Below are 20,800 nucleotides of genomic sequence, written 5' to 3' on the forward strand. Positions count from 1 at the left end.
TTTTGTGGTTTGCACTTGGGGTATTGAATGGCCGCAGGCTGGGCCGACCGAAGCACGGCCCAGCCTGCGATGCGCAATGCCGAATTCGTTACCGGCGCAATTCCTTGTCCAGGTTCAGGTCGGCCTTGCCACCCTGGATGCGGGCTCGATAGACGAGCATCGCCTCCATGACGCGCTGGACATAGTTGCGGGTCTCGTAAATCGGGATCAGCTCCATCCAGTCCACGACGTCGATGGCTTCGGTGCGCGGGTCGCCGTAGGTGTCGATCCACTGCCGCACCCGCGTCGGCCCCGCGTTGTAGGCGGCGATCGCCATGACGTAGGACCCGTTGAAGCGGTCGATCATATCCGCCAGATAGGCCGATCCGAGCTTCACGTTGTAGTCGGGATCGCTGGTCAGCTTGGTGTTGTTGTGCTTCAGCCCCAGCTTTGTGGCGACCAGTTGCGCTGTGCCCGGCATCAGCTGCATCAGCCCACGCGCGCCGGCCGACGACACGATGGCGGTGTTGAAGGTGCTTTCCTGCCGGATGATGGCGTGGACCAGCGCGATTTCCGGCGCGCTCGGCCGCGCGTCGATCATCGGATAGCCGGCCTCGACCAGGAACACGTCGTTCTGCGCGGCGTCCTTGGCGGCGGCTACGGCCAGATCGCGGCGCCCGACCTCGCGCGCCAGCTTGGCGGCCAGCACATAGTCGGCCGGCTCCTTCGAATCGAGACTGATGCGGCGCAGGAAGGCGGTCACCCGCTCGTCCTCCTTGCCTTCGATCTCCGCCAGCATGCGGGCGGCGCGGACCACCTCGCGGCGTTCGAAGGCGGTCGCGTCGGCGTTCGACACGCGGGGCTCGGCCGGCAGGTCGATGCGCCCGGTGCCGCCGGTGTGCCGGGCGGCGAGCTGGCCGTAGAAGGTCGTGCCGTACTGTGCGGCCTTGGCGTACCAGTCCTTGGCCTGCGCGGTCTCGCCCAGCGCCTCGGCCGCTCGCCCGCACCAGTAGGCGCCGCGCGCCTTGCTGATCGGGGCGCTCACCGACCGGTAAAGCTTGTGGAAATGCCCGAAGGCGTCGGACGGGTTGTCGAGGTATCGCAGCGCCAGGAAACCGGCCAGGAACTCCGCTTCGGCGACGCCATTGCCCTCAGTCTGGCCGTGCGCCTTCACCAGCCGGTAGGCGAGGTTGTAATCGCCCCGTTCGATGGAACGGCGGGCCAGGATGTGCCGCTCGGTCCACCAAGCCTGCGGCCGGCCCATGTCCTTGGGCGCCTGGGTCAGGATCTCCAGGGCTCCGGCGTCGTCGCCCTTGCGGCGGCGGTAGCGGGCGCGGTCGAACAGCAGGCCGGGGTCGTTGCGCAAGGATGCCGGCACGCGGGCCAGCGCCGCGTCGGCGTTCTTGGAATCGCTGTCCAGCGCAATCCGCGCCTCAATCAACAGGTCATAAGCCTCGTCGAAGAAGGGCAGCATGCGCCGCACCGCCGCTTCCTGCCTTTCCCACAGCAGCCGGTCGATGCGCGCCTTGTGGTCCTGCGGGCGCAGGTGCGAGCGGTAACGGCCGAGGAACGCCTCTTCGTCCGTTGGCGTCATGTTGGCCTCGATCCAGCGCTCGCGCACCAGCTTCACGGCGCGGTCGGCGTTGCCGGTCGCCATCAGCGTGTCGGCGTAGCGTAGGAAGCCCTCGGCGGTCAGCGGCGGATACTGCTTGAACCAGGCGAGCACCCGGTCCTCGTCCAGGTCGATGGGCATGGCCTTCTCGGCCTGCCGGCGCAGCTGCGCCTGGTTGGGCCAGTCGCCGTTCTCGCGGATGAAGGAGGATATCTCGTCGAAGCTGCCACCGCCCGGTGCGGCCAGCGCCATCCAGCGGATCACCTTGGCCGGCAGCTTCTCCCTGGCCTGCGACGCGATGCGCAACGCCTCGTCGTGCCGGTCGTCGTCGGCGGTCTTAAAGGCCTGCCGATAAATGGTGACGTCCTGCGCGGTCAGGCTGGCCGCGGCGACGGGCGCGGTGGTCAGCAGCAGAAAGGCGGTCAGGGATGCGGCCAGAGCGTTTCGGGCGCTCTTGCCCAGGAAGGTCGGGGCGGCTAAGGTGCGCGACACTTTTCTTGCAGTCCGTCGGAGGTGGCAGGCATGTTGTACGGTTCCATCGTCGCTCTTTTGACCCCGTTCAAAAACGGGAAAGTGGACGAGGCCGCCTTCCAGTCCTTCGTCGAGTGGCAGGTTGCGCAGGGCACCCACGGTCTCGTTCCGTGCGGCACCACCGGTGAGTCGCCCACGCTCTCCCACGAGGAGCACAACCGCGTGGTCGAGCTGTGCATCGAGGCGGCCGGCGGCAAGGTCCCGGTCATCGCCGGCACCGGCTCCAACTCCACCGAGGAGGCGATTTCGCTCACCAAGCACGCCAAGCAGGCCGGCGCAACGGCGGCTCTGGTGGTGACGCCCTATTACAACAAGCCGACGCAAGAAGGTCTGTACCAGCATTTCAAAGCGATCCATGACGCGGCGGATTTGCCGATCGTTATCTACAACATTCCCGGCCGCAGTGTCGTGGATATGTCGGTGGCAACGATGGCCCGTCTCGCCAAGCTGCCGAACATCATCGGCGTAAAGGACGCGACGGCCGATCTGGCCCGCCCGGCCCGCCTGATTCAGGAGGTCGGCCCCGACTTCATCCAGCTGTCGGGCGAGGACGTGACGGCGCTGGCCTTCAACGCGCAGGGCGGGGTGGGGTGCATCTCCGTGACGGCCAACATCGCCCCGGCGCAGTGCGCGGCCATGCAGGACGCTTGGCGCCAGGGCGACCTCGCCACGGCGTACAAGTACCGCGACCTGCTGACCCCGCTGCACGATTCGATGTTCGTGGAGACCAGCCCGGCCCCGGTGAAGTACGCCGCCAGCCTGCTGGGCAAGTCCACCGACGAGGTGCGCCTGCCGCTGGTCCCGGCATCGGAAGCCACGCGTACGACCGTGCGCGAGGCCATGAAGCAGGCCGGCCTGTTGTCGTAAGCGACGGCACCAGAGGCTTCAGGAGGAGAAAGACGTGGCCGCGCGCGAGCCAGAACCAAGGCGGATAGCGGCACAGAACCGCCGCGCGCGCTTCGACTACTTCATCGAAGACACCCTGGAGGCCGGTCTGATGCTGACCGGCACCGAGGTGAAGTCGTTGCGCGGCGGCCGTGCCAGCATCAACGAGGCGTACGCCGGCCTCAAGGGCGGGGAACTGTACCTGTTCAACGCGTACATCCCCGAATATCTGCAAGCGGGCCGCTGGCTTCAGCACGAGGTCAAGCGGCCGCGCAAGCTGCTGGTGCGCAAGCGCGAGCTGAACAAGCTCATGGGCGCCATCAAGCAGAAGGGTGTGACGCTGATACCGATGCAGGTCTATTTCAACGACCGCGGCATCGCGAAGCTTCAGGTCGGCGTCGCCACCGGCAAGAAGAAGCACGACAAGCGCGAGTCCGAGAAGGAACGCAGCTGGCAGCGCGACAAGGCGCGCCTGATGCGCGACAAGGGCTGAGCCTATTCCCTTATCTCCCTCTCCCCTCTGGGGAGAGGGAATTCAGGACATTGAGAGACCAGCAGTGAGCCGACTGTCCAACCGCGCGACGGACCGTGAATCCACGGTGGCCGGAGTCGCCGCCGAAGCGCTGTCCGAACGCCGCCCGCAGGGCCGCATCCTCGTCGCGGGCGACTCCGACGGGGCCATGGAAGAGGCTCTGGCCGAAGGCGGTGCGCAGGTCGTGTCCTGGAACCGGCTGGCGCTGGACGGCAAGCCGGCCACGCCCTGGCCCGTCCAAGGGCCGTTCGACGGGGCCGTCCTGCGCTTGCCGCGCGGCTGGGCGGCGTTCGAAATGGCGCTGCACGCGCTGGCCTCCCGCCTTGCGCCCGGCGCTCCGCTGTGGATCGTCGGCAGCAACGACGAGGGCATCACCTCGGCACCAAAGCGGTTCGACGGGCTGGTGGACGGCGCCGAGACGCTGACCATCAAACGCCGCGCCCGCGTGCTGGAGACCCGCCGCACCGATGCGCCGGCCAAGGGCAACCTTGAGGATTGGCGGGAGACCGTCACGGTTGCCGTTCCCGGCCATGGCGATCCCCTGTCGCTGGTCTCCTACCCCGGCCTGTTCGCCCACGGGCATCTGGACGCCGGCACCGAATGTCTGCTGAAGGTCCTGCCGGAGATCGCGCCGGGCACCGCCGTGCTCGATTTCGGCTGTGGCGCGGGCGTCATCACGCGGGCGGTGCGGGAGCGCACGCCTGACGCGCGCCTGACCCTGCTGGACATCGACGCGGTCGCGCTCCACGCCGCCCGCCAGAACGTTCCCGACGCCGAATACGTCCTCAGCGACGGGCTGTCCGGCCTCGGCACGCGGGAGCGGTTCGGCCTGATCCTCTCCAACCCGCCGCTCCATCGCGGCAAGGACGAGGATTTCGGCATGCTGGAGGCGCTGGTCGCCGGCACCAAGCAGTATTTGAAACTGCGCGGCTCCTTGGTCGCCGTCACGCAGCGGACGGCCGGCGTCGGCAAGCTGTTCAAGACCGCCTTCGGTCACGCCGACCTGCTGCTCGAAACGCCGCAGTTCCAGGTGTGGAAGGGCACGCCGAAGTAGCGCGCCCTTTCTTCCTCTTATCCCTGCTTCAGCAGGCGCGCCGCATCGACGGCGCCGTAGGTCAGGATCGCGTCGGTGCCCGCGCGCTTGAAGCCCATCAGGGTTTCCATCAGCGCCTTGTCGTAATCCATCCAGCCGTTCAGCGCGGCGGCCTTCAGCATCGCGTATTCGCCGGACACATGGTAGGCGAAGGTCGGCACGGCGAAGCTGTCCTTCACGCGGCGGATGATGTCCAGATACGGCAGGCCGGGCTTGACCATCACCATGTCGGCCCCTTCCTGAAGGTCCAGCGCCACCTCGTGCAGGGCCTCGTCGGTGTTGGCCGGGTTCATCTGGTAGGTCTTCTTGTCGCCCTTCAGGAACCCGCCGGAGTTCACGGCGTCGCGGAACGGGCCGTAGAAGGCCGACGCGTACTTGGCGGCGTAGGAGCAGACGCGCACCAGCTCATGCCCCTGGGCGTCAAGCGCATCGCGAACGGCGGCGATGCGGCCGTCCATCATGTCGGACGGGGCGATGATGTCCACGCCGGCGTCGGCCTGGGACAGGGCTTGGCGGACCAGCACCTCGACCGTCTCGTCGTTCTGGACGTAGCCGTCGCGCACGATGCCGTCGTGCCCGTGGCTGGTGTAGGGGTCGAGCGCCACATCACCCAGGATCCCGACCTCCGGAACGGCGGCCTTCAGCGCGCGGATGGCGCGGTTCATCAGGTTGTTCGGATCGTAGGCGGCGGCGGCGTCCTCCGACTTGCCCTCGGCGCCGACGACGGGGAACAGGGCGACGCAGGGAATGCCCAGGTTGCCGGCCTCACCGACCGCTTCGATCAGCAGGTCGATGGTCAGGCGCTCCACGCCCGGCATGGAGGCCACGGGCTCGCGGCGGTTCTCGCCCTCGATGACGAAGACCGGCCAGATCAAGTCGTCCACGGTCAGCGTGTTCTCGGCGACGAGGCGGCGGGTCCAGGCGTCGGCGCGGTTGCGGCGCAGGCGGGTGCGCGGGAAGGCGGACGACGAGCGAAAGGTCGGAGAGGGCATGGGGCGGGGAACCTGACGAATGCTCTTAAAGCGTGCGGCGCGATCCTACGCCCCTTGGGTGCGCCGACTCAAGCCGCACCACCCATGCGGCCGGCGCATGGTTGTTTTCATGGTCGGCCGGCCGCATGCCGCTCTCGCGCTCAGCCGCGCAAAGTGCTGTCGGGTTGGACCGGCGTCGTTTGATGAAGGCCATCGAACGGCGTCGGTGGCACAGGCCTGAATCCCGAATCCTGCGCCTCCATCAGCCAGCGGTGCGAGTCCTTGCGCCATGTGGAGACGAGGCCGCCGGTGAAGGCCGCTCCCTCCCACGAGCGCACCTCGAAGGTCACGCGCGGCGGGGCGATGGTGATGAGGTTGTAGGCGTTCGCCTCGTTGCGCAGGCGGGTGGAGGTCGCGGTGGAGGCCTGCGCCACCAGGATGGAGCGGGCGACCTGGGTGTGGTGGGTCATGATGTCGCCGGAATAGGCCTTATGCAGGTGCCCGGCCAGCAGCAGATCCACCCCGCAACTCTCAAGCGCCGGCAGGGCCAGCTTGTGCCGGCCGACCAGTTTCGTCCCCGGCGCGTCCGGCGGCGGCAGGAAGGGGTGATGGGTGAACAGCACCTTGAAGACCGTCTCGGGCAGGGCGCAGAACACTTCGCGCACGCGCTGGATCTGCGCCTTGTTCATGCGCCCTTCGGAAAAATCCATGATGACCGAGCGCGCCGTGTTGATGCCCAGCACCGCGATCTCGGAATCGACGTGGAACGGGCTGAGGTCGCGGCTGATGTAGCGCTTGTAGTTGCCGAACGGGTCGATGAACCGCCGCACCACGTTGTAGACCGGGATGTCGTGGTTGCCCGGCACCACCAGATAGGGGAAGGGCAGGCGTTGCAGGAAGGCGCGCGCCTCTTCGAAATGCCTGGCCTTGGCGCGCTGGACAAGGTCGCCGGAGATGACGATCAGGTCCGGCTTCGCGGCGGTCAGGTCGGCCAGCAGCCCCTCGACCACATGCGGGTCGATGCGGCCGAAATGCAGGTCGGAGATGTGGGCCAGGGTCTTCACGGCGTCACACTCGTCTTCACGGCGTTCCACTCGATGGATTGGCCTTCGGGGCGAGGATCGTCAGCGCCTTGGGCCGGATCCGGTAATGCAGCGGCTGCTCCATCTGCCGCACCTCGCCATCGTTGACCATCTTCAACCGCCGCCGCCGGCTGTGCACGGTCAACTGGGTGGCGGTCAACGTTTCCAACTCCTCATCCTGCTGCCAGGTTCCCAACACCGTGCGGCCCATCAGGCGCAGCATCGCCCAGGCGTCGCGGTGCCGCGCCACATAGACGCCCAGCTTGCCGGAATCGAGCACCGAGCGGCGCACCAACAGGCTGCCGGCACTGGCGTCGTACGGGTCGTTGGACACGGCCAGCACCGGCGTGCGCACCCGGCGCGGTCCGTCGCCCCAGTCGATGCGCACGTCCAGCATCGGCAGCCGGTACAGCGCCTTGCCCATGGCGACGGCGGCGGCCGGCCATTTCAGCAGGCGGTGGCGGCGCCGCTTCTCCTCCCGCTCCTGCACGACCATGGGATAGAAGCCGAGAACGGAGCTGTTCAGGAACACCTCCCCGTTCACCTCCGCCACGTCGATGGCGCGCTTCTCCCCGTCGGCCAGGGCCTGCACGGCCTCGTCCAGATCCAGCGGGGTTCCGAGATCGCGCGCCAGCAGGTTCAGCGTGCCGAGCGGCAGGATCCCCATGGCCTTGCCGGTCGGCAGCAGCATGTTGACCGCCGTGTGGATGGTCCCGTCGCCGCCGCCGACGATCACCGTGTCGGCATCGGAATCAAGAGCACGCTGGATCTCCTCCGTGCAGGCGGCGGGTTCCACGGTGGCCAGCTTCACCTCCGCGCCCTGCCGTTCGAAGGCGGCGCGGATCGACTCCACCGTGTCGTCGATGGGCCGGCCGGCCAGCGTGCCCGCGGACCGGTTGAGGACGATGGCCGCCTTCATTCGTTTCGTGCCTTTCCGTCAGCCTTGGGGAAACATGAGCGCTGCCGCGCAACGGACAAGACGGGTGCGGTGTTCCGCCACTGGTCTTCCGCCACTAATGTTCCGCCACTCTGCGGCGCGTGCCTCGCATGGGTCGCGATTTGACACGCGGCGTTCGGCCCGTATCATCGCGGGCCGGAAGGACAACGCTCCCGCAACGCACAAACGAGAACAAGCAATCCCATGAATGACGCTGCCGAAATTCTCCCCGCCGAAATCCTGTTCGAACGCCGTGGCTCCATCGGTCTCGTCACGCTGAACCGTCCGAAGGCGCTGAACGCGCTGACCCTGGGCATGATTCGCCAGATGGACCCGCAGATGCGGGCCTGGGCGGCCGATCCGGAGGTCAAGGCGGTGGTCGTGCAGGGTGCCGGCGAGAAGGCCTTCTGCGCCGGCGGCGACGTGGTCAGCCTGTACGAGGCGGGCAAGGCGGCGCGCGCGGGGCAGGGCGACGGCTCGGCCATTCGCGCCTTCTTCAGCGAGGAGTATGTCCTCAACCGCCTTATCAAGAACTACCCGAAGCCCTATGTCGCGCTGATCGACGGCATCTCCATGGGCGGCGGCGTCGGCCTGTCGCAGCACGGCTCGCACCGCGTGGTGACGGAGCGCACGCTGTTCGCCATGCCGGAAACCGGAATCGGCCTTTACCCGGACGTCGGCGGCACCTACTTCCTGCCGCGCCTTCCGGGGCAGGTCGGCACCTGGCTGGGCCTGACCGGCGACCGTCTGAAGGCGGCGGACCTGCTGAACATCGGCGCGGCCGACGCCTTCGTTCCCAGCGCCAAGATCGAATCGCTCATCGCCGCCCTGGCGGACGGCGTCGCCGCCGACGAGGCCATCGCCCGCCACAAGGAACAGCCCGGCGACGCCCCCCTGGCCGCGCACCGCGACGCGATCGACCGCTGCTATGCCCACGACACGGTCGAAGCCATTCTGGCCGCCCTGGAGTCGGAAGGAACGGAGTGGGCCGCCGCCCAGGCCGCCACGCTCAAGCGCGTGTCGCCGACCAGCCTGAAGATCACGCTGGAGGCCATCCGGCGCGGCGGCACGCTCGACTTCGACGGCTGCATGAAGCAGGAGCTTCGTCTCAGCCTTGCCTGCCTTCTTGGCGGCCATGACTTCTACGAGGGCATCCGGGCGGTTCTGGTGGACAAGGACAAGAACCCGCGCTGGAACCCCGCCGATCTCGCCGGTGTCTCCCGCGCCGATGTGGAGCGTCATTTCGCCGAAGCTCCCGGCGGCGATCTTGAATTCAAGGACTGACAGGAAAATCGCACTTGCAACGTACGGGGGCGCGGGCACTTTCCGCGCCCTTGAGCGTTAGTAAGGGGAAATCCCTGCGGGACTTGTCTCAAACGCGGCGGTTGCAGTCACAAACAAGGGACGAGCGAACAAGACCCCGGACCTACGGGGCGCGGACAATTGAGTTTCTGACGGTTGGGGAGGGCGGCGATGGAAATGGCTGCGTTCATCACGGCTGGCGCCAAGCCCCGCCCCATGTCTGGTCTTCAGGGACCATGCCCCCTGGCGTCTCGCCACCCCCGGCTGAAAATCACTCCCGGCTGGAAATCACCGCCGCCACGCCGCCGAACGGCATGCATCGGGCGGGTGCGCAACCCAGGCGGTATCTCCGGTTGGGGACGTTCCGCCACGCCTTACACCCATTTTCCACAATTCAGGACGGTCCGGAATGGACTTTTCCGGCATTATTGAGATGATTACCGACGAATGATCGGTTAATCTCGTCTTAAGGACCCGGAAAGGCCACAGGTCGGCCCATGTCCGGTACGAGCCAAAGGAGACCGCGGTGCGCAAACCCTACTACGAAAGCATCCTCTTGATTGAACGGCTTCACCGCCACTTTCTTGAGGTGCTTAAGACCGAGCTGGACCGGCTCGGTATCCAGGACATAAACAACGTCCAGAGCCTGATTCTGTACAACATCGGCGAAGACGAGATGACCGTCGGCGAGTTGACGGCGCGCGGTTACTATCTCGGCTCGAACGTGTCGTACAACGTGAAGAAGATGGTCGAGAACGGCTACCTGGGGCAGGAGCGTTCGCCGCACGACCGCCGGTCGGTGCGCGTCCGCCTGTCGGAAAAGGGCCTCGACCTCCGCGAAAAGATCAGCCGCATGTTCGAACGCCACCTGACGGCGTTGGAGAAGGCCGGCTTCAGCGACGAGGAACTGGTCAAGGCGAACGAGACCCTGCGCAAGCTCGAACGCTTCTGGTCGGCCTCCCTGGACTACAGCGGTTTTCCGCTGACGTCCGCGGCCTGATCTCCAGGTCGCAACCCGCGGTTTCCGGCTCCTGCGTTTGAAACGGGCGCGCCCCCGGCATTTCGCCGGTGCGGGCGCGCTCCGAGTCGGTATGCGGCCCAATCCGGCCGCGTATGCTTGAGTGAAATTTCCTCAAATCATATCCAGTTTTCGAGTACGCCCGCCGCGCCGCGGCGGGTGAGCTTCCGCGAGCCGAATTCCTCCTTTCGGCGTTGATCCTCCGTGAATGGACGGAGTTGGCCGGAAGCGCATGTCCTCCTACATCGTCGCTCTTGTCTGCGTGGGCTTCCTGATTCTGCTGGTGGCATGGCTGCCGATGCTGTTGAAGGAACTGCCGCTGTCGCTGCCCATCGTCTGCGTTGTTTTCGGCTTTCTCGTCTTCCAGGCGGCCGGCCTTGAAACGCCCGACCCGCTCAAATACCCCGTGGCGACGGAGCGGCTGACCGAGCTGATCGTGCTGGTCGCCCTGATGGGCGCGGGCCTGAAGCTGGACCGGGTGCCGGGATGGCGGTCCTGGATGGTGACGTGGCGGCTGCTCGGCATCACCATGCCGCTGTCGATCCTGCTGATCGCGCTGATCGGTTGGGGCGTGCTGGGCCTGCCCGTCCCCGTCGCCGTGCTGCTGGGCGCGGCGCTGGCGCCGACCGACCCCGTGCTCGCCTCCGACGTTCAGGTCGGTCCGCCAAAGTCGGGGGAGGAGGATGATATCCGCTTCAGCCTGACCTCGGAGGCCGGGCTGAACGACGGTCTTGCCTTTCCCTTCACCAACCTCGCCATCGCCAAGGCGCTCTACAGCACCACGCCCGGCCTCTGGACGCTGGAGTGGCTGGGCATCGACGTGGTGTGGAAGCTGGCGGCGGGAGTCGGCGTGGGCTGGCTGGTCGGCAAGGCGCTGGGCATCGCCACCTTCCGGCTGCCGAACCGGGCGAAGCTGTCGCGCACCGGCGACGGTTTCGTGTCGCTGGGGATCACGCTGATCGCCTATGGCGTGACCGAGCTTGCGCACGGCTATGGCTTCCTGGCCGTCTTCGTCGCCGCCCTGTCCCTGCGCCACGAGGAGCGCAACCACGAGTACCACGAGAAACTCCACGACTTCATCGAGCAGACCGAGCGTCTTCTGATGATGCTTCTGCTGGTCCTGTTCGGCGGCGCGCTGGCGCGTGGTCTGCTGATCCCGCTGACATGGACCGACGTGATTGCGACGATCCTGATCCTGTTCGCGGTGCGGCCCCTGGCCGGTCTGGCCGGGCTGTGGGGCATGCCGATCCCGTTGGGGGAGAAGCTCGCCATCGGCTTCTTCGGCATTCGGGGGATGGGGTCCTTCTATTACCTGGCCTTCGCGCTGAACAACGCGCATTTCGGCGTTCCCAACCAGCTTTGGGCGGTGATCGGCTTCGTCGTGCTGGTGTCCATTGTCGTCCACGGCACCACGGTCACGCCGGTGATGCGCGCGCTCGACCACGCGCGCCGACGGGGTAACCAGCGAGAAGCGGCGGCTGGGGGGCATGTGCTAGGCCGATCGGGATAAGCTGTTTGATGTTCTTTCCGTGAGCCGTCCGCGTGGCAAACTGTTCGGCACCGGTGCCAACAAAAAGCGGTGCTTCGAACGCCGCGCGAAAGGGAACGGGGGGAAATGGCAGGTGACGTGATCCTTGAGACGCGCGGCCTGACCAAGGAGTTCCGTGGGTTCGTCGCCGTGCGCGACGTCACCCTGCGGGTACGCCGAGGGTCCATCCACGCGCTGATCGGTCCCAACGGGGCCGGAAAAACTACCGTCTTCAACCTTCTGACCAAGTTTCTTCAGCCCAGCGCCGGGCAGATCCTCTTCAACGGGCGCGACATCACGGCGGTGAAGCCGGCCGATGTGGCGCGCATGGGCATCATCCGCTCCTTTCAAATCTCCGCCGTCTTCCCGCACCTGACCGTGCTGGAGAATGTGCGCGTGTCGCTGCAACGGCCGCTCGGCAACTCCTTTCATTTCTGGCGCCCGGAATCGGGCCTCAACCGGCTGAACGGCCGGGCCATGGAGTTGCTGGAGGATGTCGGCCTCGCCGGCTACGCCGACCTTCCGGCGGCCGAACTGCCTTACGGCCGCAAGCGCGCGCTGGAGATCGCCACGACGCTGGCCCTGGAACCGGAGATGATGCTGCTGGACGAGCCCATGGCCGGCATGGGGCACGAGGACATCGGGCGCATTGCCGCGCTGATCAAGCGGGTCTCGGCCAACCGCACCATCCTGATGGTGGAACACAACCTGTCCGTCGTTTCCGACCTGTCGGACTGGATCACCGTGCTCGCCCGTGGGGAGGTTCTGGCCGAGGGCGCCTATTCCGACGTCTCGCGCCACCCGAAGGTGCGGGAAGCCTACATGGGGAGTGCCCATGCCTGACGTGGCCATGCTGGAAATCCGCGACCTGCACGCCTTTTACGGCGAAAGCCATGTGCTGCACGGCGTCAACCTGGAGGTGCGGCAGGGCGAGGTGGTGACGCTGCTCGGCCGCAACGGCGCCGGCAAGACCACGACGATGCGCTCGATCATGGGCATCGTCGGCAAGCGCACCGGCTCCATCACCTTCCAGGGCCGCGAGCTGATCGGCATGGCCCAGCACAAAATCCCGCGCCTGGGCATCGGCTATGTCCCGGAGGAGCGCGGCATCTTCTCGTCGCTGTCGGTCGATGAGAACCTCGTGCTGCCGCCGGTGGTCAAGGACGGCGGCATGACGGTGCCGCAGATCTACGAGCTGTTCCCCAATCTGAAGGGGCGCGGCACCACCCAGGGCACGCGCCTGTCCGGTGGCGAGCAGCAGATGCTGGCCATCGCGCGCATCCTGCGCACCGGCGCCACCCTGATCCTGCTGGACGAGCCGACCGAGGGGCTGGCCCCGGTCATCATCGAGCAGATCGGCGTGGCGGTGCGCAAGCTCAAGCAGCGCGGCTTCACCATCGTGCTCGTCGAACAAAATTTCCGCTTCGCCTCGACCATCGCCGACCGCCATTACGTGATGGAGGAAGGCCACGTCGTGGACATGATTCCCAACGACCAGCTCGCCACCAACATGGAGAAGCTTCACGCCTATCTCGGTGTCTGAGCTGACAACCACAAAGCTGAACGGGGAGGGATGGAAATGATTGCACGTCTTTTGACGGGGGCCGCGCTGGCCGCACTGGCTGTCGGTACAACGGCTGTCGGCACGGCGCACGCCCAGCAAGGCAAGGTTTCCGGTGACGTCATTAAGATCGGCGTTCTGAACGACCGCTCCGGCCTCTACGCCGACCTGGGCGGCGAAGGCTCGGTCGTCGCCGTCCGCATGGCGGTGGAGGAGATGGGCGGCAAGGTGCTCGGCAAGTCCATCGAGGTCATCGCCGCCGACCACCAGAACAAGCCGGACATCGGTTCCAACATCTCGCGCGAATGGATCGACCGCGACGGCGTGGACGTGATCGTGGACGTGCCGAACTCCGGTGTCGCGCTGGCCGTGCAGGAGGTAACGCGCGAAAAGAAGAAGGTCTTCCTGGCGGAAGGCCCGGCGACGTCACGCCTGACCGGTGACGCCTGCTCGCCGACCGGCGTTCACTGGGCCTACGACACCCGTGCGCTGGCGGTCGGCACCGGCCGCGCCATGGTGCAGGAAGGCGGCAAGTCCTGGTTCTTCCTGACCGCCGACTACGCCTTCGGCCATCAGCTTGAAGCCGACACGGCGGCCGAGGTGAAGAAGGCCGGCGGCACGATCAAGGGTTCCGTCCGCGCCCCGCTGAACACGGCGGACTTCTCCTCCTTCCTGTTGCAGGCGCAATCCTCCGGCGCCGACGTCATCGGCCTTGCCAACGCCGGTGGCGACACCATCACCTCCATCAAGCAGGCGTCGGAATTCGGCCTGATGCAGGGCGGCAAGCAGAAGCTGGCCGGCCTGCTGATCTTCCTGTCCGACGTCCACGCGCTGGGGCTCCAGGTGTCGCAGGACCTCGTCCTGACCACCGGCTTCTATTGGGACATGGACAACGAGAAGCGCGCCTGGTCGGAGAAGTACAAGGCCAAGACCGGCAAGATGCCGACCATGGTCCAGGCCGGCAGCTATTCGGCCGTGCGCCACTACTTGAAGGCCATTGAAGCGGCCGGCACCGATGACGGCCCGGCGGTGGTCGCGAAGATGAAGGAGATGCCGGTCAACGACATGTTCGCCAAGAACGGCAAGATCCTCGCCAACGGCCGCATGGTCCACGACATGTATCTGGCCCGCGTGAAGAAGCCCAGCGAGTCCAAGGGCCCGTGGGATTATTACGAGATCATCCGCACCATCCCCGGCGATGAGGCCTTCGCCAGCATCGCGGAGAGCGGCTGCAAGCTGACGCAGTAAGTCCCGCATCCCTTGCCCGGAAAACCCCTCCCCCCTCGTGGGAGAGGGGTTGGGGTGAGGGGGCCGCGACAGCAGGAGGACACGGACATGTCCACCATCTTCGGCATCCCGCCCCAGGCGCTGTTCGGGCAGCTTTTGCTGGGGCTGATCAACGGGTCCTTCTACGCCATGCTCAGCCTTGGGCTGGCGGTCATCTTCGGCCTGCTGAACGTCATCAACTTCGCGCACGGCGCCCTCTACATGCTGGGCGCCTTCGTTGCGTGGCTGCTGCTGACCCAACTCGGTCTCGGCTACTGGTGGGCGCTGGCGCTGTCGCCGCTGATTGTCGGGGCGTTCGGCGTGGTGCTGGAAAAGCTCTTCCTCAGCCGGCTTTACAAGCTGGACCACCTCTACGGCCTGCTGCTGACGTTCGGCCTCGCGCTGATCGTCGAAGGCGCCTTCCGCCATTTCTACGGCGTGTCGGGCCAGCCCTACCCGATTCCCAGGGAATTGACCGGCGGCCAGAACCTCGGCTTCATGTTCCTGCCGAACTATCGGGGCTGGGTGGTCGTGGCATCGTTGGTCGTGTGCCTCGGCACTTGGTTCGCCATCGAGCGCACCCGGCTCGGCGCCTATCTCCGCGCCGCGACCGAAAATCCTGTCCTCGTCCAGGCCTTCGGCATCAACGTGCCGGTGATGATCACGCTGACCTACGGCTTCGGCGTCGCGCTGGCGGGACTGGCCGGCGTGCTGGCGGCGCCCATCTATCAGGTCAGCCCCTTGATGGGCTCCAACCTCATCATCGTGGTGTTCGCGGTGGTGGTGATCGGCGGCATGGGTTCGATTCTCGGCGCCGTGTTGACGGGATACAGCCTCGGTCTGTTGGAAGGTTTGACGAAGGTCTTCTATCCGGAGGCGTCCAACATCGTCGTGTTCGTCATCATGGCCGTGGTGCTGATGATCAAGCCCGCCGGCCTGTTCGGGCGGGAGAGGTGAGGCATGGCAACCGAAACCCATGGTGTGAGCCGCGAAGCGGTCGGCAGCGGGACGCTGGCGTCCTCGACCGGCGTCTGGATGCTGGTCGGTCTGGCGATTCTGCTGGCCGCACCCTTCGTTCTGTATCCCGTGTTCCTGATGAAGGTGCTGTGCTTCGCGCTGTTCGCCTGCGCCTTCAACCTGCTGATCGGCTTCGCCGGCCTTCTGTCCTTCGGCCACGCCGCCTTCTTCGGTGGGGCGGCCTACATCACCGCCCACACGGTGAAGGTCTGGGGCCTGTCGCCGGAACTCGGCATCCTGCTGGGCGCCGCCTTTTCCGCAACGCTCGGCTTGGTGTTCGGCATGCTGGCGATCCGCCGCCAGGGCATCTACTTCGCCATGATCACGCTGGCGCTGGCCCAGATGATCTATTTCATGGCCTTGCAGTTGCCCTTCACCCATGGTGAGGACGGCATCCAGGCGGTGCCGCGCGGCATGCTGTTCGGCGTGATCGACCTGACCCAGCCGCTCGCCATGTACTACACGGTGCTGGTCGTCTTCCTGTTCGGCTTCATCGTGATCTGGCGCACCGTGCATTCGCCCTTCGGTCAGGTCCTGAAGGCCATCCGTGAAAACGAGCCGCGCGCGATCTCGCTGGGATACCGCACCGACCAGTACAAGCTTCTGGCCTTCGTTCTCTCCGCCGCGCTGACCGGGCTGGCCGGTGGCACCAAGGCGATCGTCTTCCAGCTCGCCACGCTGACCGACGTGCAGTGGCAGATGTCGGGCGAGGTCGTGCTGATGACGCTTCTCGGCGGCATGGGCACTCTGTTCGGCCCGGTGATCGGCGCCGCGCTTGTGGTGACTCTGGAGAACTATCTGGCCGCGACCAACCTGCCGGTCCCCGTGGTGATCGGCACGATCTTCGTGGTGTGCGTGCTGCTGTTCCGCCGCGGCATCGTCGGCGAGATCATCGCCCGCATGCGTTCCCGCCGGGGGTAATGCCGGCGGCCCACCATCAGCGCTGCCGTTCCTCCACGAGATCGAGCCAGCGGCGGGTCACCGTGCGGGCGAAGCGTTCCGCCGCCGGCAGATGCGTCGCCAGCGCCACGTCGAGGCCGTCGAGCACCGCGCGGTTGCGCTCCCGCGCTTCTTCCCCGAACCGGGACGCCCAGCCCTGGACGATTCCGGCCGTGGCCTCCGGATGGAACTGGAAGGCGTAGACCGCCGAGCCGAGGCGGAAGGCCTGCCGCTCGCACTCCTCGTTGCGGGCCAGGGGAACGGCGCCGTCCGGCAGGTCGAAGGTGTCGTAGTGCCACTGCACGAGATGCTGTTGGCGCTCCAGCCCGGCCAGCAGCGGGTCCGACGACGCGGCTTCGGTGAGGTCCACGCGGGCGACGCCGAGTTCCGCCACAGAATGGCGATAGACGCGGGCACCGAAGGCGCGGGCGGCCAGCTGGGCGCCCAGGCAGATGCCCATCACCGGCCGGTCCTCGGCGGCGAAGCCACGGATGAGGTCCATCACCTGCGGGAAATGCGGCCCCTGCGCGTCGTCCCAGGCGTCCTGCGGACCCCCCAGAACCACCAGACCGGCGTAGCCGTCGGGTGCCGGAGGCAAGGCTTCCCCTTCATTCGCGGCGACGGTGACGAGGGTCGCGCCGTACTCGGCCAGCGCCGCGCCGACGATGCCCGCCGGAGCGGTTCGGTTGTTCTGAACGACCAGAATGCGCATGTCGGTGTATAGTTCCGTGATGAGCCCCGCCTGTCTTAATGATGAGCGGCGGGCCTGAAATCAAGCGGCGCAACGCGGCTATGCGCGCCACCCGAAAGCCGAGGGGAGACGAAGAAACCGATGTTCATCAGGCTTCGCGCGCTGGCCGGTGCGGCGGCGCTCGCCGGAACCCTGCTGCTTCCGGCGGCGGGCATGGCGCAGAACGGCACGCTGACCTTTCTGCACGTCAACGACATCTACGAGATCGCACCGGTGAAGGGCCAGGGCGGCTTCGCCCCGCTGATGACGCTGCTGCGGCAGGAACGCCAGCGCAGCGCGAACGCCGTCACCACGGTCGGCGGCGATTTCCTGTCGCCCTCGCTGCTGTCGGGGACGACGCAGGGCGCGCAGATGATCGCGCTGTTCAACGCGGTCGGCGTGGACGCTGTCACCTTCGGCAATCACGAATTCGATTTCGGCAACGAAGCGCTGAAAGCTCGGATTGGTGAATCGAAGTTTCCGTGGCTCGGCACCAACGTGCTGGGGACGGACGGCAAGCCCTTCGCCGGGTCGGTCGCGACCTGGACGAAGACGGTCGGCGACGTGAAGGTCGGCTTCCTCGGCGTCCTCACGCCGGAGACCGCGCATCTGGCCAGCGCCGGCCCGGATGTAAAATTCGCCGACGTGAAGGAAACCGCGACGGCGGCGGTCAAGCAGTTGAAGGCCGAGGGCGCCCATGTCGTCGTCGCGCTGACCCACCTGACCATCGAGGACGACCGGGAACTGGCGTCCAAGGTGAAGGGAATCGACTTGATCCTGGGTGGCCATGACCACGACCCGATCAGCTTCCACGAAGGCTCCACCCTGATCCTGAAGGCCGGGCACGACGGCCATTACCTCGGCGTCGTGGACCTTTCCGTCAGCACGAAGCAGACCGACAAGGGGCCGGCGACCACGGTCGTCCCGACGGAATGGAAGTTCGCCACCACGGCGGGCGTCGCCCCGGACGCGGAGGTCGCGGCGCTGGTCAAGACCTACACCGACCAGCTCGACAACAGCATGGCGGTGGCCATCGGCACGACGGAAACGGAGCTGGACAGCCGCAAGGACGTCGTGCGCACGCGGGAGGCCAGCATGGGCAACCTGATCGCCGACGCACTGCGCGACGGGCTGAAGGCCGACGTCGCCATCACCAACGGCGGCGGCATCCGCGCCGACGCGCTGCACCCGGCGGGGTCGAGGATCACGCGCAAGGACATCTTCGCGGAGCTTCCCTTCGGCAACGTCGGCGTCCTGACCGAGCTGAAGGGCATCGACCTGCGCTCCGCCCTGGAACACGGCGTGTCGAAGGTGGAGGAGAAGGCCGGGCGCTTCCCGCAGGTGTCGGGCCTGACCTTCACCTACGACCCCAAGCTGCCGTTCGGCTCGCGCGTGACGGACGTGACGGTCGGCGGCAAGCCGCTGGATCCGGACGCCACCTACAAGGTCGCGACCAACGATTACATGCTGAAGGGCGGCGACGGGTACGGGCCGCTGACGCGCGGCAAGATCATCGTCGATCCGTCGGGTGCCGTTCTGATGGCGACCATGGTCATGAACTACGTTGAGGCCAGAAAGACGGTGGCCCCGAAGGTGGAAGGCCGCATCGTCGCGAAGTAGACCGGAAAAAAGACGCCCCCGGTCGGGAAGACCGGGGGCGCAAGGCCAGGATGGATCGTGCCGGATCGTATCAGGCGCTGCGGCGGGTCTGCCGGGCAGCGGCCTCCGTCCGGGCGTTCAGGCGGCGCACCGCGTCGTTCGCGGTTCTCGCCGAGAGTTCGGAGACCTTGACGCTGCGGTTCAGCAGCAACGCGACCTCGTCCTTCACCATTTCGCTTTGGGCGGCGTAGAAGTCCTGGACCGAACGGCTGCGCATCATCGCGTTGAGGCCGTCCGCGTTGCGGGCCATGGCTTCCTGCGCGAAGGCCAGCCATTCGCGCCAGATCGACTGCATGCCGTCCATCAGCACGCTGCTGCACTGGACCATGACGTCCATGTTTTGCTGGGCCTGCTGGGCGACCTCGCCCTGCGCTTCCGCCGAGAAGCCCATCATGCGGTTGAACTGTTCGGTCGTCTGACCAGCGACCTGGCTCGCCTGTCCCATCAGGTTGCGCGCGGTTTCCGCACCGCGCTGGGTCATCTCGGCCCCGGCTTGGGCCCCGGCCTCGGCCATGCGGCGGGTGGCGTCCGCCCCTTCCTCGGTCATTGAACGCGCCGCGTCGGCGGCACGCCTCGTGGTCGCCTCTCCGGCCCTCGCGGTGTCCTCGGCGATTCCTCGCGCCTTGGTCGCCGCATCGCGGGTGGCCGTCTGAGCGTCCTTGTCTGCTGCCATCTGCCTCGCTCCTGATTGCGTTTCGTCCGTTCTGGACGTTCCCTCCATTTTCTTTGCGCCGGCGATTTTTGTGCACCGCGACACAAGCCAGCCCTATATCACGCCAGTCAACGACCAATCCAGAACTCTAAAAACTACCTGCCTATCCTTTATTGCGCGATTTGGTCACCTTTGCTGACTTGGTTTCTGACCGACAATTTCCCTGATTTTTATTTATCGGACAGGGCTGCGCGGAAGCGGTGGAGTTCCCACATCCAGGGGTAACAACTCACCGGCCGGCGCGGCGCAAGGCATCGTCCTGCTCCGGCCTTTGCTTGCGGAGGTTGTGATGCTCATCGGTGTGCCGAAGGAGATCAAGAACCACGAATACCGCGTCGGCCTGACGCCGGCTTCGGTCCGCGAACTGGTCCACCACGGGCATTCCGTGATCGTGCAGGCGGGGGCCGGGACGGCCATCGGGCTCGACAACGAGCATTACGCCGCCGCCGGAGCGGAGATCGCGCCGGACGCCGCAACCGTCTTTGCCCGTGCCGAAATGGTCGTGAAGGTGAAGGAACCGCAGCCGCAGGAATGCGCCATGCTGCGCGACGGGCAGGTGCTGTTCACCTATCTGCATCTCGCCCCCGATCCCCGGCAGACCAAGCTGCTGATGGAGTCCGGCGCCGTCGCCATCGCCTACGAGACGGTGACCGATGCGCGCGGCGGCCTGCCCCTGCTCGCCCCGATGAGCGAGGTGGCCGGGCGCATGTCGGTGCAGGCGGGCGCCCATTGCCTGGAAAAAGCGCAGGGCGGGCGCGGCGTCCTGCTGGGTGGGGTGCCCGGTGTCCCGGCGGCCAAGGTCGTCGTGCTGGGTGGTGGTGTGGTCGGGACCAACGCGGCGCGCATGGCGATGGGGCTGGAGGCCAAGGTCATCGTCATCGACAAATCGCTGGCCCGGCTGAAGGAACTGGATTTGCAGTTCGGCGCGAAGTTGCAAACGCTCTATTCCACCGTGGACACCATCGAGGAGCATGTGCTCGACGCCGATCTCGTCATCGGCGCGGTTCTGGTGCCCGGGGCGGAAGCGCCGAAGCTGGTGACGAAGGACATGGTGTCGCGCATGCGGCGGGGTGCCGTGGTGGTGGACGTCGCCATTGACCAGGGCGGCTGTTTCGAGACCTCCCGACCGACCACCCACGCGGAGCCGACCTATCTGGTGGACGGGGTGGTGCATTACTGCGTCGCCAACATGCCGGGCGGGGTCGCGCGCACCTCGACCTTCGCGCTGAACAACGCCACACTGCCCTTCGTCCTGGCACTGGCGGACCAGGGCTACCGGGCGGCGCTGGCGAAGGACCCGCATCTGCGGGAAGGGCTGAACGTGCACGCCGGGGCAGTCACCTGCAAGGCGGTGGCCGAGGCGCAGAACCTGTCCCATCAGCCGGCGGAGGAGGCGCTGCGGCTCTGACCGGCGGGGTGTTGGGCCAACCGAGGGGCAGCCCGGCA

The 20,800-nt window shown here is 66.6% G+C and carries 19 protein-coding genes; 13 read left to right on the forward strand and 6 right to left on the reverse strand.

Annotated features, from left to right (window positions below):
* Positions 1 to 88 precede the first annotated feature (88 nt).
* A complete protein-coding gene (locus J2852_RS21575) occupies positions 89 to 2,083 on the reverse strand; it encodes a lytic transglycosylase domain-containing protein (RefSeq protein ID WP_209879546.1) in 1,995 nt (664 codons plus the stop codon).
* A gap of 30 nt (positions 2,084 to 2,113) precedes the next feature.
* Here J2852_RS21575 and dapA point away from each other — a divergent pair, with 30 nt between their 5' ends.
* The 3 genes from dapA to J2852_RS21590 all read left to right on the forward strand — a co-directional run bounded on the left by dapA (position 2,114) and on the right by J2852_RS21590 (position 4,593).
* Positions 2,114 to 2,989 (forward strand): 4-hydroxy-tetrahydrodipicolinate synthase, encoded by an 876-nt coding sequence (dapA, locus tag J2852_RS21580; RefSeq protein WP_209879548.1) that lies wholly within the window; start codon positions 2,114 to 2,116, stop codon positions 2,987 to 2,989.
* 34 nt (positions 2,990 to 3,023) lie between these two features.
* A complete protein-coding gene (smpB, locus tag J2852_RS21585; protein ID WP_209879550.1) occupies positions 3,024 to 3,500 on the forward strand; it encodes an SsrA-binding protein SmpB in 477 nt (158 codons plus the stop codon).
* Between the two features lie 64 nt (positions 3,501 to 3,564).
* On the forward strand, positions 3,565 to 4,593 hold the full coding sequence (locus J2852_RS21590; protein WP_209879552.1) for a class I SAM-dependent methyltransferase: 1,029 nt from the start codon (positions 3,565 to 3,567) through the stop codon (positions 4,591 to 4,593).
* Positions 4,594 to 4,610: 17 nt separating this feature from the next.
* Here J2852_RS21590 and hemB read toward each other — a convergent pair whose 3' ends face one another.
* The 3 genes from hemB to J2852_RS21605 all read right to left on the reverse strand — a co-directional run bounded on the left by hemB (position 4,611) and on the right by J2852_RS21605 (position 7,604).
* The gene (gene hemB / locus J2852_RS21595; RefSeq protein WP_209879554.1) at positions 4,611 to 5,624 is read right to left on the reverse strand and encodes a porphobilinogen synthase; all 1,014 of its coding nucleotides are present in this window, start codon (positions 5,622 to 5,624) and stop codon (positions 4,611 to 4,613) included.
* A gap of 140 nt (positions 5,625 to 5,764) precedes the next feature.
* Positions 5,765 to 6,667, reverse strand: a complete 903-nt coding sequence (locus tag J2852_RS21600; protein ID WP_343206797.1) for a metallophosphoesterase family protein — start codon at positions 6,665 to 6,667, stop codon at positions 5,765 to 5,767.
* A 16-nt stretch (positions 6,668 to 6,683) separates the two neighbouring features.
* Positions 6,684 to 7,604, reverse strand: coding sequence for a diacylglycerol/lipid kinase family protein (locus tag J2852_RS21605; RefSeq protein ID WP_209879557.1), 921 nt, complete (start codon positions 7,602 to 7,604; stop codon positions 6,684 to 6,686).
* Positions 7,605 to 7,826: 222 nt separating this feature from the next.
* On the opposite strand from J2852_RS21605, the gene J2852_RS21610 reads away from it, so the two are divergent.
* From J2852_RS21610 to J2852_RS21645, 8 genes are all read left to right on the forward strand, one after another.
* Complete coding sequence (locus J2852_RS21610; protein ID WP_209879559.1) at positions 7,827 to 8,906, forward strand: enoyl-CoA hydratase/isomerase family protein; 1,080 nt, start codon at positions 7,827 to 7,829, stop codon at positions 8,904 to 8,906.
* A gap of 544 nt (positions 8,907 to 9,450) precedes the next feature.
* On the forward strand, positions 9,451 to 9,924 hold the full coding sequence (locus J2852_RS21615; protein ID WP_014240398.1) for a MarR family winged helix-turn-helix transcriptional regulator: 474 nt from the start codon (positions 9,451 to 9,453) through the stop codon (positions 9,922 to 9,924).
* A gap of 250 nt (positions 9,925 to 10,174) precedes the next feature.
* The gene (locus J2852_RS21620; RefSeq protein WP_209879562.1) at positions 10,175 to 11,452 is read left to right on the forward strand and encodes a cation:proton antiporter; all 1,278 of its coding nucleotides are present in this window, start codon (positions 10,175 to 10,177) and stop codon (positions 11,450 to 11,452) included.
* A 105-nt stretch (positions 11,453 to 11,557) separates the two neighbouring features.
* Positions 11,558 to 12,313, forward strand: a complete 756-nt coding sequence (locus J2852_RS21625; protein ID WP_209879566.1) for an ABC transporter ATP-binding protein — start codon at positions 11,558 to 11,560, stop codon at positions 12,311 to 12,313.
* The gene (locus J2852_RS21630; protein WP_246499895.1) at positions 12,306 to 13,013 is read left to right on the forward strand and encodes an ABC transporter ATP-binding protein; all 708 of its coding nucleotides are present in this window, start codon (positions 12,306 to 12,308) and stop codon (positions 13,011 to 13,013) included. Before J2852_RS21625 ends, J2852_RS21630 begins: the two co-directional genes overlap by 8 nt.
* A 36-nt stretch (positions 13,014 to 13,049) precedes the next feature.
* Positions 13,050 to 14,279 (forward strand): ABC transporter substrate-binding protein, encoded by a 1,230-nt coding sequence (locus J2852_RS21635; protein WP_209879569.1) that lies wholly within the window; start codon positions 13,050 to 13,052, stop codon positions 14,277 to 14,279.
* 87 nt (positions 14,280 to 14,366) lie between these two features.
* Positions 14,367 to 15,254, forward strand: coding sequence for a branched-chain amino acid ABC transporter permease (locus tag J2852_RS21640; protein ID WP_209879572.1), 888 nt, complete (start codon positions 14,367 to 14,369; stop codon positions 15,252 to 15,254).
* 78 nt (positions 15,255 to 15,332) lie between these two features.
* Positions 15,333 to 16,235 (forward strand): branched-chain amino acid ABC transporter permease, encoded by a 903-nt coding sequence (locus tag J2852_RS21645; RefSeq protein ID WP_425514400.1) that lies wholly within the window; start codon positions 15,333 to 15,335, stop codon positions 16,233 to 16,235.
* Positions 16,236 to 16,251: 16 nt separating this feature from the next.
* Here the strand turns inward: J2852_RS21645 and J2852_RS21650 are convergent, their stop codons facing one another.
* Positions 16,252 to 16,965 carry a type 1 glutamine amidotransferase gene (locus J2852_RS21650; protein WP_209879578.1) on the reverse strand — a complete coding sequence of 238 codons (714 nt, stop codon included), beginning with the start codon at positions 16,963 to 16,965 and terminating at the stop codon, positions 16,252 to 16,254.
* A gap of 120 nt (positions 16,966 to 17,085) precedes the next feature.
* Here J2852_RS21650 and J2852_RS21655 point away from each other — a divergent pair, with 120 nt between their 5' ends.
* Positions 17,086 to 18,603: a bifunctional metallophosphatase/5'-nucleotidase gene (locus tag J2852_RS21655; protein ID WP_209879581.1), complete on the forward strand. Its 1,518-nt coding sequence runs from the start codon at positions 17,086 to 17,088 to the stop codon at positions 18,601 to 18,603.
* Between the two features lie 70 nt (positions 18,604 to 18,673).
* Here the strand turns inward: J2852_RS21655 and J2852_RS21660 are convergent, their stop codons facing one another.
* Positions 18,674 to 19,315: a phasin family protein gene (locus tag J2852_RS21660; RefSeq protein WP_209879584.1), complete on the reverse strand. Its 642-nt coding sequence runs from the start codon at positions 19,313 to 19,315 to the stop codon at positions 18,674 to 18,676.
* A gap of 328 nt (positions 19,316 to 19,643) precedes the next feature.
* Here J2852_RS21660 and ald point away from each other — a divergent pair, with 328 nt between their 5' ends.
* Complete coding sequence (gene ald / locus J2852_RS21665; protein WP_209879587.1) at positions 19,644 to 20,762, forward strand: alanine dehydrogenase; 1,119 nt, start codon at positions 19,644 to 19,646, stop codon at positions 20,760 to 20,762.
* Positions 20,763 to 20,800: the final 38 nt, after the last annotated feature.

Source organism: Azospirillum soli, assembly GCF_017876165.1.
GTDB classification, from domain to species: domain Bacteria; phylum Pseudomonadota; class Alphaproteobacteria; order Azospirillales; family Azospirillaceae; genus Azospirillum; species Azospirillum soli.

What these genes read in the sequence shown, in the direction of transcription:
- J2852_RS21640 (WP_209879572.1), top strand. Translation starts at nt 14,367, where the DNA reads ATGTCCACCATCTTCGGCATCCCGCCCCAGGCGCTGTTCGGGCAGCTT.
- hemB (WP_209879554.1), bottom strand. Translation starts at nt 5,624, where the DNA reads ATGCCCTCTCCGACCTTTCGCTCGTCGTCCGCCTTCCCGCGCACCCGC.
- J2852_RS21650 (WP_209879578.1), bottom strand. Translation starts at nt 16,965, where the DNA reads ATGCGCATTCTGGTCGTTCAGAACAACCGAACCGCTCCGGCGGGCATC.
- J2852_RS21610 (WP_209879559.1), top strand. Translation starts at nt 7,827, where the DNA reads ATGAATGACGCTGCCGAAATTCTCCCCGCCGAAATCCTGTTCGAACGC.
- ald (WP_209879587.1), top strand. Translation starts at nt 19,644, where the DNA reads ATGCTCATCGGTGTGCCGAAGGAGATCAAGAACCACGAATACCGCGTC.
- J2852_RS21620 (WP_209879562.1), top strand. Translation starts at nt 10,175, where the DNA reads ATGTCCTCCTACATCGTCGCTCTTGTCTGCGTGGGCTTCCTGATTCTG.
- J2852_RS21645 (WP_425514400.1), top strand. Translation starts at nt 15,333, where the DNA reads ATGCTGGTCGGTCTGGCGATTCTGCTGGCCGCACCCTTCGTTCTGTAT.
- dapA (WP_209879548.1), top strand. Translation starts at nt 2,114, where the DNA reads ATGTTGTACGGTTCCATCGTCGCTCTTTTGACCCCGTTCAAAAACGGG.
- J2852_RS21625 (WP_209879566.1), top strand. Translation starts at nt 11,558, where the DNA reads ATGGCAGGTGACGTGATCCTTGAGACGCGCGGCCTGACCAAGGAGTTC.
- J2852_RS21635 (WP_209879569.1), top strand. Translation starts at nt 13,050, where the DNA reads ATGATTGCACGTCTTTTGACGGGGGCCGCGCTGGCCGCACTGGCTGTC.
- J2852_RS21660 (WP_209879584.1), bottom strand. Translation starts at nt 19,315, where the DNA reads ATGGCAGCAGACAAGGACGCTCAGACGGCCACCCGCGATGCGGCGACC.
- J2852_RS21605 (WP_209879557.1), bottom strand. Translation starts at nt 7,604, where the DNA reads ATGAAGGCGGCCATCGTCCTCAACCGGTCCGCGGGCACGCTGGCCGGC.
- J2852_RS21655 (WP_209879581.1), top strand. Translation starts at nt 17,086, where the DNA reads ATGTTCATCAGGCTTCGCGCGCTGGCCGGTGCGGCGGCGCTCGCCGGA.
- J2852_RS21630 (WP_246499895.1), top strand. Translation starts at nt 12,306, where the DNA reads ATGCCTGACGTGGCCATGCTGGAAATCCGCGACCTGCACGCCTTTTAC.